This window comes from Corynebacterium sp. HMSC072D12, assembly GCF_001813925.1.
Lineage (GTDB): Bacteria > Actinomycetota > Actinomycetes > Mycobacteriales > Mycobacteriaceae > Corynebacterium > Corynebacterium aurimucosum.
Map to the genome: position 1 here is coordinate 1 of NZ_KV814384.1, position 12,647 is coordinate 12,647.

A 12,647-nucleotide genomic window follows, 5' to 3' on the forward strand; every position below is an offset into this window, starting at 1 on the left:
CATGGCCCCGACCCAGGTTTTATAGGTGGCTCTCCGGGCTTGAGCACGAGCCATCGCGTGTGGGTTATTAGGGTTGGTGGTGGAAAAGAAGAAGGTAGGCGGGCGTGTAGCAGTGGTGGTCATGGTATCTCCCCCGAGATCAACATGAGTTAGAAGAAGTGTTCTAAACATAATCCTAGCGGCCACCGCCACACATGGCTATAGCTAGTGGTGAATTCCCGTCAAGTCGTCACTATAAACGGGGGTAGCGGCTGAGCATTTCGCCTAGATATTCGATACTTAACGGATGTGGGTGGCGGCGCTTTTGTGAAACGTGAAACGCCCCTCCGGCCGTCAAGGGCAGCGCGAAGGGGCGTGGGTGGGGGTCTACTGGGCGTCGGAAAGCGCGTAGGCAGCGCCGGCACTTGCGGCGGTGACGGTCAGCACGGCCGGCCAGGAGCCCATCTTCTTAGCCAGCGGGTGGGAGAGGCCGAAAGCGCCGGTGTATAGAGCTGCCAAGCCAGCGGTAGTGGCTGGGTTCGTTTTCGCCCACCAGCTGCGGCCCGCCCAGACGCCAGCGGCGGCAAGCACCACGCCGCCAAGCGGGCGAATGCCTGTCTCCCGGGCGGTGAGCCACCCGCCGATAAGGCCTAGCGTGACGGTCGCCGCCGTTGATACATCCTGCGGTTTCTTGATATCAATCATTCCCATGTGCCTCAGTTTAGGCTGTGTGAGCGCGTTGTGGCTAGACTTCGCTCCATGAAACTCGCAGCAACCCCGACCTCGGAAAAGCAGGCTTGGCTCGCCATGGCCGCGCTGTCACTGGGCTTCTTCATGTCGTTGCTCGACCAATCGATGATTGCCGTTGCGCTTCCCGACGTCCGCCGCGAGTTCAACGCCGACGTCAACCAGGTGCTGTGGGTCTCCGCGATCTATCTGCTCGCCGTGGTCGTGCCGCTGTTGTTTACCGGCCGCCTCGGCGATATTTACGGTCAGAAGAACATGTTCCAGTTGGGCGTCGGGCTCTTTGGTATCGGCGCGCTGCTGTGCGCGCTAGCGCCCTCGGTGGAGTTTCTTATCGCAGCAAGAGCCCTGCAAGGTTTCGGCGCGTCGATTCAAATGCCGCAGACTATGGCCGTCATCAACCGTATCTTTGCCCGCGAGCGGCGCGGCCGTGCGCTCGGCGTTTGGGGAGTGGTTGGGTCTTTGGCCACGCTTGCCGGACCGCTCTTGGGTGGCTTCGTTGTCGCCGCCTTCGGGTGGCAGGCGGTGTTTTGGATCCATATACCTTTCGTCGTCGCTGCAATCGTCTTATCCGGTCTGTGGGTTCCTTCCTTGCCGACGGCGACGGGGAAGATTGACTTTGTGTCGGTGGGGGCGTCGTTTATCGCGTTAACGTGCTTTGTGTTCGCAGTGCAGCAGGGCCCAGAGACGGGCTGGCCGTGGTGGATTTGGGCCCTGCTCCTTGCTGGTGTGGTGGGCATCTACGTCTTCGTGCGCTTGCAATCATCGCGGGGGAAGGCGGCGCTCGTCCCGCTCGTGCTGTTTAATGACCGCAACTACTCCGCAGGTTCAGTGGCCATCGTGTCCATGGGCTTTATGGCGGCGTCGATGATGATTCCAATCATGATGTGGCTGCAGGTCGAGCAGGACATGTCGGCGCGGGATGCTGGGCTCATCGTTACACCTATGGCGCTGGTCTCTCTGTGCGTGTCGCCCTTGGCGGGCATTCTGGCGGATAAGCTGCACCCACGGCGTCTGGCGGTCGCGGGATTCGGCATCCTGATTGCAACCTTCCTCGCGCTGTGGTTCCTCATGCACGCCGAAGTGTCGGCCTGGTGGTTGTGCCTGCCCTGCGCGGCGCTGGGGGCGGGGCAGTCCTTCATCTGGGGTTCCAACGCCGCGACGACGATGCGCGATATTGACGCAGATCTCATGGGCGCGGCATCCGGCGTCTATAACACTTCTCGGCAGGTTGGTTCGGTCATCGGCGTGGCCGCTGTTTCCGCGGTTATGCAGGTAGCGGGGGCCGCGGATTCCCTCGTGGTCATCGTTGCGATGCTATCGGCGGGGTGTGTGGCTTCGCTCTTCTTCCGCGACACCCTGCATGCGGTAGCGGAAACTGCGAGCCTATAGGGAAGCGAGTAGATTGGATGTCATGCGTCTTGCTGTACTGACATCCGGTGGTGATTGCCCCGGTCTGAATGCTGTTATCCGCGCGGTCGTTCGCACCGCATCCAACGAGTTCGGCGATACGGTCGTCGGCTACGAGGACGGCTGGGTTGGTCTGATGGAAGACCGCCGCCGTGACCTTTATGACGACGCTGAGATTGACCGCATCCTTCTGCGCGGCGGAACCATCCTTGGCACCGGCCGCCTCCACCCAGATAAATTCAAGGCTGGGTTGGATACCATCAAAGCCAACATGGCTGATGCTGAGGTCGATGCGCTCATCGCCATTGGCGGTGAGGGAACGCTGAAGGGCGCCAAGTGGCTGTCTGATAATGGCATTCCAGTCGTCGGCGTGCCGAAGACAATTGACAATGACGTCAATGCAACGGACTACACCTTCGGTTTCGACACCGCAGTCTCCGTCGCAACCGATGCGATCGATCGCCTCCACACCACCGCCGAATCCCACGACCGCATCCTCATCGTGGAGGTCATGGGCCGCCACGTCGGTTGGATCGCACTGCATGCTGGCATGGCTGGTGGTGCGCACTACACGGTGATCCCTGAGGTTCCATTCGATATCGCAGATATCACCAAGGCAATGGAGCGCCGCTTCCAGATGGGTGAGAAGTACGGCATCGTCTGCGTTGCCGAGGGCGCTCTGCCCAAGGAAGGCACCATGGACTTCGAAGAAGGCGGCGTGGACCAGTTCGGCCACCAGACCTTCAACGGAATTGGCCAGGTCATCGGTGATGAGATCAAGAAGCGCACCGGCTACGACGTGCGCACTACCGTCCTCGGCCACATCCAGCGTGGTGGTACGCCAACTGCCTATGACCGCGTGCTGGCAACCCGTTATGGCACCCATGCTGCCCGCGCCGCGCACAATGGACAGTCCGGAATGTGCGTGGCCTTGCACGGCGAAAACATCGACCTCGTGCCGCTCGAGGAGGCCGTGGGCAAGCTGAAGGTGGTTCCTGCCAAGCGTTATGCCAACGCTCAAGCCCTCTTTGGTTAAACACCACTAGGACTCACCCTTAGTTAATAAAGGATTATGACAAGCGTATTAGCTTTCCTGGCTGATCAGCCGGTTCTCTTGGTGTTCCTGCTGATTGGCCTCGGCATGGCCCTCGGCGGTATTAAGACACGGGGCATCAGCTTGGGCGCGGCAGCCGTGCTCTTCTTGGGCATCGCTTTCTCGGCCGCTGCCTCCGCCGTCGGCGTCGAAGCTTCCGTTCCTCCCATTTTGGGTATGTTTGGCTTGGTGCTCTTTGCCTTTGGCATTGGCAACAACTCCGGCGTGTCCTTCTTCAAGTCGCTGAAAACTGCGACTGGCCCCGTGCTTTCCATGATCGCGGTCTTTATCGTCGCCGCCCTCGCTGCTTGGGGGCTGGGGACCTATGTCTTTGGGTTGTCGAGTGCCACTATCGCCGGTACCTTCGCTGGCGCGGTGACAAATACCCCTGCTTTGGCGGCGGCCTCGGAGGCTACGGGCGATCCGGGCTCAGCAACGGTGGGTTATGCGGTGTCTTATCTGTTTGGCGTCATCGGTATGCTCGCGGCGACTGTGCTGGTGCTTCGCGACGCCGGTAATGACGACGACACCCTGTCACCCGTCACGCGCCAGCACATGCAGATTCTGCGTGAGACCTCCGTTGCAGAGCTCGCGGACATTGGCAATGGGGAAGTGCAGGTCACCCGTTTACGCCGAGTAGGCAGCAACGTGATCGTCCTGCCGAAGTTTTTTGATGTGCTACACCCGGGGGATGTCGTCACGCTTGTCGGCGCCCCCGAGGACCTCGACAACATTATTGAGGACGCTGGGCGTGAGTCGCCACAGATTCTCAACGATGACCGCCACGAGCTAGATTTTCGCCGCATCACTGTGTCGGAGCACAACTTGGCCGGTCTGACCATCGCAGAGCTGAATAACCAATTGGCGGATCGTTGGGGCGCACGAATCTCGCGTGTTCGGCGGGCCGATAACGACCAGGTCGCAATCCCCGAACACATCGTAGAGCTGGGGGACCGCGTGCGCGTCGTCGGTTCAAAGAAGTCTCTGCGGGAGATTTCTGCTTTTCTCGGTGATTCCTCCCAAGGCCTGACGGATATCAACCCGGTCTCCCTCGGCTTAGGCATGGCTCTCGGCGTTTTCGTGGGCCACCTCGAGATCCCTCTACCGGGAGGTTCTTCCTTTAGCCTCGGCGCTGCCGCGGGCGTCCTCATCGTGGCGCTGATCATGGCGCGCATCGGGCGCATTGGCAACACGGTCACCGCATTGCCGCACTCGGCCAACACGATTCTTTCCGAGTTAGGCCTGCTGCTCTTCTTGGCGCAGGCCGGAACGAATGCGGGTGGGGAGATTGCCGGCGCCTTTACGGGTGGTTCGTGGTGGAAAATTCTCCTGCTCGGTGCAATCATCACCACGCTGGTAGCCACCGGGTTCGCCTTTGTGATGCGGCGCTTCCTGCATGTTGGTGCAACAAAGACCGCGGGGGCCATGGCTGGCGCACAAACGCAGCCGGCGGTGTTGGCTTTCGTTAACAATCGCACCAATACTGACCAGCGAGTTTCTTTGGGCTATGCCATGGTCTATCCGGCGGCGATGATTGCCAAAATTCTCATTACCCACGGCATCACCTTGTTGGGTTAGGCGGTTGCGCACGGTGTCGCGCTGACATACTAAGATGGCACGCATGACTGCTGCGATGTATGACCTGATGGACTATGATGAGGTCCTTGAAAAGTTCGATCCCGTTATGGGCATGGAAGTTCACGTGGAGCTCAATACGGAGACCAAGATGTTCTCCACCTCACCCACGAACTTCAACGCAGCCCCCAACTCCAACGTGGACCCGGTGTCGCTGGGCCTGCCAGGCGCTTTGCCCGTAGTGAACTCCAAGGGCGTGGAAGGCGCCATCAAGATTGGCCTGGCGCTGAACTGCAAGATTGCGGAGTCTTCGCGCTTTGCCCGCAAAAATTACTTCTACCCGGACCAGCCGAAGAACTACCAGATCTCTCAGTACGATGAGCCGATTGCCTACGACGGCTACCTCGACGTCGTCCTCGACGACGGCACCGAGTGGCGCGTAGAGATTGAACGTGCCCACATGGAGGAGGACACCGGCAAGCTCACCCACTTGGGTGGCGCCGATGGCCGTATCCACGGCGCAACCTCCTCGCTGGTGGATTGTAACCGCGCGGGCATTCCCCTCATTGAGATTGTGACCAAGCCAATTATGGGTGCCGGCGAGCGTGCTCCCGAGGTAGCGCGCGCCTACGTGACGGCGCTGCGTGAGCTCGTCGCCGCTCTCGGCGTTTCTGATGCCCGCATGGATCAGGGCTCGATGCGCGTTGACTCCAACGTCTCGCTGCGCCCGGTGGGCCAGGAGGAGTTCGGCACCCGTACCGAAACCAAGAACATCAACTCCTTGCGCTCGGTTGAGCAGGCGGTGCGCTTTGAGATGCAGCGCCAGGCGCAGGTGCTTGTCGACGGTGGCGAGATCATCCAGGAAACCCGCCACTACCAGGAAACGGATGGCTCCACCTCGAAGGGCCGCCCGAAGGAGACCGCGGAGGACTACCGCTACTTCAATGACCCGGATCTGCCTCCGGTGATTGTTTCCCGCGAGTGGGTCGAAGAAATCCGCCAGACCCTGCCGGAGATGCCGTGGATTCGCCGCGCCCGTATCCAAGAGGAGTGGGGCCTCAAGGATGAGGAGATGCGTGACTTGGTCAACGCTGGCGCGCTTGATCTCATCATCGAAACCGTGGAAGCCGGAACCACCCCGGATGAGGCGCGCTCCTGGTGGGTTTCTTACCTGACTGGTAAGGCCAATGAGGCCGGCGTTGAGCTGAGTGCTCTCGACATCACCCCGGCGCAGGTTGCTCGCGTTGTCGAGTTGGTTAAGGAAGGCAAACTGACCACCAAGCTGGCTCGCCAGGCGGTCGACGGCGTGCTGGCCGGTGAGGGGGACGTCGACGAGGTTGTCGCCAAGCGCGGGCTCGAGGTCGTGCGCGATGACGGCGCGATTGAGAAGGCCGTCGACGATGCCCTGGCCGCTAACCCGGACATCGTGGAGAAATACAAGGCCGGCAACAAGAAGGTCACCGGCGCTATCGTGGGCGCGGTCATGAAGGCCACCCAAGGTAAGGCTGACCCGGGACAGGTCAACAAGCTGATTGCGAAGAAGCTCTCCTAGCCGGTAGAGATTTCCATTAGGCGAGGTCAGGCGGCTGCGGGGTACCGTGGTCGCCATGACTATTTCTACTAAAGCCCTGCAGAAGACCGGCCCGAACGAGCCCTTCGAGGTCGTGACCATCCAGCGCCGCGAGCCGCGCGCCGATGACGTCGTCATCGACATTAAGGCCGCAGGAATCTGCCACTCGGATATCCACACCATCCGCAACGAGTGGGGCGAAGCGCATTTTCCGCTGACCGTCGGCCATGAGATCGCTGGTGTGGTCTCCGCCGTGGGGGAGGAGGTCACCAAATTTAAGGTGGGGGACCGCGTCGGCGTGGGCTGTCTGGTGAACTCCTGCGGCGAATGTGAACAGTGCCAAGCCGGAATGGAGCAAAACTGCCTCAATGGTGGCGTGGGGACCTATAATTCCACCGACGTTGATGACACCATCACCCAAGGCGGCTACGCCGAAAAAATCGTGGTGAACCAAGACTTCGTTTTGCGCATCCCCGATGCACTCGACTTCGACGTAGCGGCGCCCCTGCTCTGCGCCGGTATCACCACGTACTCTCCGTTGGCACGCTGGGATGTGAAGGAAGGTCAAAAGGTGGCCGTCGTAGGCCTGGGCGGCCTGGGGCACATGGGCGTGCAGATCGCTGCCGCGAAGGGCGCGGATGTCACGGTCATCTCGCGCACTTCTCGCAAGGCTGAAGAAGCTGCAGAGCTTGGAGCGAGCCGTACCTTGGCCACCACCGAAGAAGAGGACTTCTTCAGGAAGCATCGCGGGGAGTTCGATTTTATTCTCTCGACCATTTCCGCAGAGTACAGCCTCGAGGACTACCTGCGGATGCTCAAACCCCGCGGCATCATGTCGGTGGTGGGTCTGCCGCCAGAGGCCTTACCACTGCGCCTCAACCGCTTAGTCGGCGGCGGCAAGGTGCTCACGGGTAACAATATCGGCGGCATCGCGGAAACCCAGGAGATGCTGGACTTTTGTGCTGAGCACGGCTTGGGCGCGGTGATCGAGAAGGTGGGCGTCGACGAGGTGGACGCGGCCTACGACCGGGTCGTGGTGGGTGACGTTAAGTTCCGCTTCGTCATCGATACGACGACGTTTGCCGAGCACTAAGAGGTGAGCCGTCTCATGCTTTAGCGGTTGTTGGAGCAAGCTCTCTACAGCCGCACACATGTTTTCCTATCAGCGTGGCGTAAGGTAGAGACCATGTACCGCCATACTTATGTCAAAGTATGGCGCGTTTTTATGCACTAGTCATTAAGCATAAGAAGAAGAAAATAGAAAGCAGATAGGAAAACGTGTCTTATAAAAACGTTATGGGCCTCGCTTTGTCCTTTATTGGCTTGCTCGTTGGTGCGGGCTTTGCCACGGGGCAGGAAGTTGTCCAGTACTTTACGTCCTTCGGTATTCCTGGCATGTGGGGAATCTTGGTTGCCGGCTTGGTCATGACCCTTGCCGGCACGGTCTTCCTCCAGCTGGGAAGCTATTTCCACGCCAGCGAGCACAACCAAGTGTTTCGGAACATCACCCACCCGATCATTTCGCGCATTCTGGATGTCGCAGTGATCCTTACGCTCTTTGCGGTGGGCTTTGTCATGCTGGCCGGTGCCGGTTCCAACATGCAGCAACAGTTCGGCTGGCCTGCCTGGGTTGGTTCCTTGCTCATGCTCGTCCTGGTTCTGATCACGGGCATGTTCGATGTTGATAAGGTTTCCCAGGTCATTGGCCTTCTTACGCCGACCATCATCATCGCGGTGCTCTTCGCCGGCGCTTATACACTGCTGCATATGCCGGACAGTGTCGACGCTGCAATTACTGCATCCGAAGCGATTGAATCCCCAATCCCGCACTGGCTTATCTCCGCGCTGAACTACAACGGCCTAGCCCTCATCCTGGCTGTATCGATGTCCCTGGTGATCGGCGGCGATAATATCAGCCCGCGCGAGGCGGGCGTCGGCGGCATCGTGGGCGGCGCGGTTTACGCGGTACTCATGGCCATCGCCGGTTTCTCGCTGCTCATGAACGCAGAGAGCGTGGGCGATTCCGATATTCCGATGCTGACCCTGGTAGACAATATCCACCCAACACTCGGCGTCATTATGGCCATCATCATTTACCTGATGATTTTCAACACGGCCATCGGTATGTTTTACGCGCTGGGTAAGCGTTTGTCCTCTGGCAAGGAATCGAAGTACCGCATCATCTTCATCGTAGGCTGCCTCGCTGGCTTCGCCGTGTCCTTTGCCGGTTTCAAGGCACTGATGCAGTATGTCTACCCAGTACTGGGTTACATGGGCATCGTCCTCGTGGCCATCCTGGTTATTGGCTGGCTGCGCTCCCTGGGCAAGATCAAGGACGAGGGGCTGCGCCGTGAGCGCATCCGCGCCCTGTTGCACCTCAAGCTGCACCCCGATTCGGAGTACGACGCAGCTCGTTACGACGACGAGATCGGCCAGCAGATCGCTGATTCCAACATGGATGATGAAGCCCTCTACGAGGACCTCGTCTCCGATGTGGTTGACGAATTAGACTCGGATGAAGACCTAGACTTCGACAGGGAAGGCTGGGAGGAAAACCGCAACGATCACTCCTACTACACTGAGCGCGAGGGCGTGGAGCAGGACCGCAGCGACGAAGAAATTAAGGCCTGGGTCGAGGAGACCGGCGCGGTGGGAGACCCTGCCGAAGACGAAGAGCTCCCAGAAGAATCAAAGAAAGATTAGAAGAGCAGGAGCTTTGCCGTCAGCGCAAGCATGACACAGCCGATGACGATGTTGACTACGCGCCACGTCGTCGGCTTGGCCAGCACGTGGGAAAGTTTCCAGGCACCAAAGCCCAGGGAGGGGAACCAGACGGAGCTGGCCAAAATCGCACCGCCTGCGAAGACCCAGCGCTGGTCGCCATATTGGTTCGCAATGGAGCCCAGCATGACCAGCGCGTCGACGTAGGCCAAGGGATTAAGCCACGTGAGCGCCAACGCACCAAGGACGGGCTTGATCCAGGACTTAGAGCGCATGCGGGGGCGAATTTTGGTGAGTACGGAGGTTCCTGAAGCTCCCGAATTGCCCGAGTTGTCTTCAACGACCTGCGCCACTGGTGCGGTTTCCTCAATGACCAGTGAGTCCTGTTCCTTCTTAAACGCGTCGCGGAAGCACGTGAACCCAAAGTAGATGAGGTAGGCCGCGCCTAAATACTTGACCACGACGAGCGCGGTGGGGAAGCGCTCGACGAGGACGCCGACTCCGGCGGTGCCGCCGGTGATGAGGATGACGTCGGAAAGCAAGCAAGCCAACAGGATGGCGCCGACATGATCGCGTTTAATGCCCATCTTGATGATGTAGGCATTCTGCGGTCCGATGGCGATGATGAGGGATAGACCTAGCGCAAATCCTGCAAGCAATACTGACATGGCTTCTAGTCTGCGCATAGCGCCATATGAAGTCTAGTTAAATGTTCTACAGCTGGTTTAATATAGCTTCATGAATCCGCTCCATACCGAAACGTTGCTGGCCATCATCGATGAAGGATCCTTCGAGGGGGCTGCGGCTGTGTTGGGAATCACTCCTTCGGCCGTCAGTCAGCGCATCAAAGCGCTGGAAGTTTCGACCGGCCGCATCCTTCTGCGCCGCGGCACTCCGGTCACCGTGACTGAAGCAGGGGAGATCGTCGCCCAAGCAGCACGGCGCATGGCGCTGGTCCAAGCTGAGGCGGATGCGCGGCTGACCGAGCGCCTGTCCCGCGTTCCACTCACCGTTGCTATCAACTCGGATTCCCTGGCCACGTGGTTCCGCCCTGTAATCCAGAGCACCGCCGAGCGCGGTGAGGCGGCGCTGCGCATCCGCATCGAAGATGAAGCCCGTACACTCGCCATGTTGCGCCGGGGTGATGTGCTGGGCGCGGTTACGCGCGAGCAAACCCCGGTCTCAGGTTGTGAATCCACGTACCTCGGTACCATGCGCTACTTTGCCGTCGCCGCGCCCGCTCTGGCGGAGACTTTCGAGGACTGGGAGACCCTGCCCATCGTGGGCTTCGGTCCGAACGACGCCACCTTGGATGACGCCATGCGCGAGCGCTTCATTGATTCCCATGTTCTGCGTGCGCGGGTGTCCCAGATTCCTTCTTCGGAGAGTTATGTCGAAGCAGTGCGCTATGGCCTGGGATGGGGCTTAGTGCCGCGCCTGCAGGCACAGCCCTTGCTGGAGACCGGGGAGCTGGTGCTTCTCGACGACTTCCCGCTTGACATTGACCTCTACTGGCAGCGCTGGCGGTTGGAGTCGGAGTTGCTTGCGGACCTCACGGCGGATGTCTTAGACGCAGGCCGTGCAGTTTTAGCTTCGCGCCGCGCCGATAAAGATGCACCATAAGGGGGCTGTGCTGCCTTAAGTTGGAGGTATGAGCGATAAAACTCCTGATAAAGCCACCGACTTTGATGACGATATTCCGACCTACACGGGGAAAGACTCTGTGAAGGACAGCACGTCTAAAGAAGAAGCTACCGATAAGCCGAAGAAGAGCAGCCTCTTCCAGCGTCCCGGACGTGCCGAGCCGCAAGTGATTAAGCCCAAGAAGGCCGAGGAGTCTGCCGTTGAAGCAGAGCCTGAAGCCAAGACCGAAACCTTTGAGAGCGCCTCCCGTGGCTCCCTGTCTTTCGACAGTGCTGCAGCAGAAACCGAGACCACCGCCTTCCCGCGCGCTGAGGCGACGACAGAGTCCGAAGCGGAGACAACTGCTATGCCGGTATCGGCAACCGCTGCCGCTGATACCACAACTGAACCTGTGGCAACTGAGAGCTATGAAGAGGTACCAAGCACGGTTGCTGTTGCCGACCCCGCCGTGGACTCCGAGGCAGCAGCGGTGGAGGAGAAGCCGGAGCCGGCACGTCGCGGCACCATCGACTTCGGTCTGCTCTTCGTGCGCCTAGCGCTCAGCGTTTACCTGCTCGTGGCGGGTGCTTCGACCTTCTTTAAGCTCGGCGGTAACGAGGGACTGTCCGGCTTGGAGAAGGAGTTCGGCGAGTACACCATGGCTGCAGCCTTGGCCATCGGTGTGCCGACTGTTCAGCTCATTGCCGGAGCCTTCCTGCTTCTCGGCCTGGTGACACCGCTGGCCGCTATGTTCGGCCTTATCGTCACGGGCTTCTCCGCTATCCACGGCCTCAACGCCTCCGGTGCCGGGTTGGATGTCTTCGCGTGGAATGAGAGTGTCTGGCTGGGTCTCGTCCTCTTCGTTATCGCGGTGGCCCTGCAGTTCACCGGCCCGGGATTCATCTCCTTGGACTTCAATCGCTCCTGGACTCGCCGCCCGCTGGCAACGTCCTGGATTTTCGTCGTCATTGGCGTGGCCGCGCTGGTCGCTATCTGGTGGTTTGGCGCTGGCGTTAACCCGATAAACTAGGCGTTGTTAGCGCGTTTCTACGCTCCCAGCCTGCAGCTATATACAAGTTCTTGTTGTTTTCCATTGCGTAAAGTAAGTTGTTTTCTGTAATGGAAAACAATGACTTTGGTGCCGCAGGAGGGGAGCTTTAGTTTTGTCTGATCAGGATGTTCGGGACGCACTTGCATTTGAGGAGCAACAACGGCTGGCCGCAGCCAAGCGGCCGCCCATCTGGTTGAGCCTGCTCGCAGCGGTGGTGTACGGTGCGTGGTTTGCCTACATGTGGATCAAGGATGACGTCCATCCTCTCGTTCTTGTTGGTGGACTGCTTCTTGTACTCGCGCTCTTGGTGAGTCTCGCCTTCTTTTATCGCACGGGGGTGAGGGATTCGATGCGACAGAAGGTGGATCCGCATGCGTCACGGAGTGTCACCTGGCGGTATTTTGCGGGTTTGGGTTTCATGATTCTGCCGGCACTGTTCAATCCTTTTGTTGAAGGGCACGTTATTGCCTCGTGCATCGCAGGTGTGCTGTGCAGCTTGGCGGTCTTTTGGACGTTGCACACGGGTGCGCTGGATAGGATGCCGCGATGAATGGGCTCGATCCGGTAATTCACCCGCTCAATCGCTTTAAGATTTGCGCCACACTCAATGCTTTCGGTGCCACGCAGGGTGGGGAAGTAAACCGTGAGATGAAGTTCGCTATGTTGCGTGACCGCACGGAGCTTTCCGACGCCTCCCTGTCCAAGCAGCTTGGTGCATTAGAGAAAGCTGGCTACGTCACGCGCTTCCGCGAGTACGGCACCAGCCGCGCTAAAGATTCGGTATGGGTCGCTCTGACGGAGGAAGGTAAAACAGCTTTCGATGGTCATTTGGCGGCGCTTAAGGCTTTGGCCGGAGATTGATCGTGGGCACAGTTCACAAG

12 protein-coding genes are annotated in these 12,647 nt (G+C 59.4%); 10 read left to right on the plus strand and 2 right to left on the minus strand.

Annotated features, from left to right (window positions below; genetic code table 11):
- Positions 1-366 precede the first annotated feature (366 nt).
- On the minus strand, positions 367-690 hold the full coding sequence (locus HMPREF2943_RS00940; protein WP_070447677.1) for a hypothetical protein: 324 nt from the start codon (positions 688-690) through the stop codon (positions 367-369).
- Between the two features lie 48 nt (positions 691-738).
- Here HMPREF2943_RS00940 and HMPREF2943_RS00945 point away from each other — a divergent pair, with 48 nt between their 5' ends.
- The 6 genes from HMPREF2943_RS00945 (at position 739) to HMPREF2943_RS00970 (ending at position 9,074) form a co-directional block, all read left to right on the plus strand.
- Positions 739-2,115 carry an MFS transporter gene (locus tag HMPREF2943_RS00945; protein WP_070710562.1) on the plus strand — a complete coding sequence of 459 codons (1,377 nt, stop codon included), beginning with the start codon at positions 739-741 and terminating at the stop codon, positions 2,113-2,115.
- Between the two features lie 22 nt (positions 2,116-2,137).
- The gene (locus HMPREF2943_RS00950; protein ID WP_070447671.1) at positions 2,138-3,169 is read left to right on the plus strand and encodes an ATP-dependent 6-phosphofructokinase; all 1,032 of its coding nucleotides are present in this window, start codon (positions 2,138-2,140) and stop codon (positions 3,167-3,169) included.
- Positions 3,170-3,205: 36 nt separating this feature from the next.
- A complete protein-coding gene (locus HMPREF2943_RS00955) occupies positions 3,206-4,804 on the plus strand; it encodes an aspartate:alanine exchanger family transporter (RefSeq protein WP_070447667.1) in 1,599 nt (532 codons plus the stop codon).
- A 43-nt stretch (positions 4,805-4,847) separates the two neighbouring features.
- Positions 4,848-6,353, plus strand: coding sequence for an Asp-tRNA(Asn)/Glu-tRNA(Gln) amidotransferase subunit GatB (gene gatB, locus HMPREF2943_RS00960; protein ID WP_070447664.1), 1,506 nt, complete (start codon positions 4,848-4,850; stop codon positions 6,351-6,353).
- A gap of 55 nt (positions 6,354-6,408) precedes the next feature.
- The gene (locus tag HMPREF2943_RS00965; protein ID WP_070710563.1) at positions 6,409-7,464 is read left to right on the plus strand and encodes an NAD(P)-dependent alcohol dehydrogenase; all 1,056 of its coding nucleotides are present in this window, start codon (positions 6,409-6,411) and stop codon (positions 7,462-7,464) included.
- A gap of 185 nt (positions 7,465-7,649) precedes the next feature.
- Entirely contained in the window at positions 7,650-9,074 is a 1,425-nt protein-coding gene (locus tag HMPREF2943_RS00970; RefSeq protein WP_070710564.1) for a YkvI family membrane protein, read from the plus strand.
- Here the strand turns inward: HMPREF2943_RS00970 and HMPREF2943_RS00975 are convergent.
- Positions 9,071-9,760, minus strand: a complete 690-nt coding sequence (locus HMPREF2943_RS00975; protein WP_070710565.1) for a LysE/ArgO family amino acid transporter — start codon at positions 9,758-9,760, stop codon at positions 9,071-9,073. The genes HMPREF2943_RS00970 and HMPREF2943_RS00975 overlap by 4 nt on opposite strands.
- Positions 9,761-9,830: 70 nt before the next feature.
- Between HMPREF2943_RS00975 and HMPREF2943_RS00980 the strand changes: the two genes are divergently transcribed.
- The 4 genes from HMPREF2943_RS00980 to HMPREF2943_RS00995 all read left to right on the plus strand — a co-directional run bounded on the left by HMPREF2943_RS00980 (position 9,831) and on the right by HMPREF2943_RS00995 (position 12,627).
- Positions 9,831-10,715 carry a LysR family transcriptional regulator ArgP gene (locus HMPREF2943_RS00980; RefSeq protein ID WP_070710566.1) on the plus strand — a complete coding sequence of 295 codons (885 nt, stop codon included), beginning with the start codon at positions 9,831-9,833 and terminating at the stop codon, positions 10,713-10,715.
- A gap of 28 nt (positions 10,716-10,743) precedes the next feature.
- A complete protein-coding gene (locus HMPREF2943_RS00985) occupies positions 10,744-11,745 on the plus strand; it encodes a DoxX family protein (protein ID WP_070710567.1) in 1,002 nt (333 codons plus the stop codon).
- A 133-nt stretch (positions 11,746-11,878) separates the two neighbouring features.
- Positions 11,879-12,316, plus strand: a complete 438-nt coding sequence (locus tag HMPREF2943_RS00990) for a hypothetical protein (protein ID WP_070447645.1) — start codon at positions 11,879-11,881, stop codon at positions 12,314-12,316.
- Positions 12,313-12,627, plus strand: a complete 315-nt coding sequence (locus tag HMPREF2943_RS00995; RefSeq protein WP_070447642.1) for a transcriptional regulator — start codon at positions 12,313-12,315, stop codon at positions 12,625-12,627. Before HMPREF2943_RS00990 ends, HMPREF2943_RS00995 begins: the two co-directional genes overlap by 4 nt.
- The last annotated feature ends 20 nt before the right edge of the window (positions 12,628-12,647 follow it).

Coding starts and splice junctions, on each gene's coding strand:
- HMPREF2943_RS00995 (WP_070447642.1), top strand. CDS start 12,313: ATGAATGGGCTCGATCCGGTAATTCACCCGCTCAATCGCTTTAAGATT.
- HMPREF2943_RS00950 (WP_070447671.1), top strand. CDS start 2,138: ATGCGTCTTGCTGTACTGACATCCGGTGGTGATTGCCCCGGTCTGAAT.
- HMPREF2943_RS00955 (WP_070447667.1), top strand. CDS start 3,206: ATGACAAGCGTATTAGCTTTCCTGGCTGATCAGCCGGTTCTCTTGGTG.
- HMPREF2943_RS00985 (WP_070710567.1), top strand. CDS start 10,744: ATGAGCGATAAAACTCCTGATAAAGCCACCGACTTTGATGACGATATT.
- gatB (WP_070447664.1), top strand. CDS start 4,848: ATGACTGCTGCGATGTATGACCTGATGGACTATGATGAGGTCCTTGAA.
- HMPREF2943_RS00975 (WP_070710565.1), bottom strand. CDS start 9,760: ATGTCAGTATTGCTTGCAGGATTTGCGCTAGGTCTATCCCTCATCATC.
- HMPREF2943_RS00940 (WP_070447677.1), bottom strand. CDS start 690: ATGGGAATGATTGATATCAAGAAACCGCAGGATGTATCAACGGCGGCG.
- HMPREF2943_RS00965 (WP_070710563.1), top strand. CDS start 6,409: ATGACTATTTCTACTAAAGCCCTGCAGAAGACCGGCCCGAACGAGCCC.
- HMPREF2943_RS00945 (WP_070710562.1), top strand. CDS start 739: ATGAAACTCGCAGCAACCCCGACCTCGGAAAAGCAGGCTTGGCTCGCC.
- HMPREF2943_RS00980 (WP_070710566.1), top strand. CDS start 9,831: ATGAATCCGCTCCATACCGAAACGTTGCTGGCCATCATCGATGAAGGA.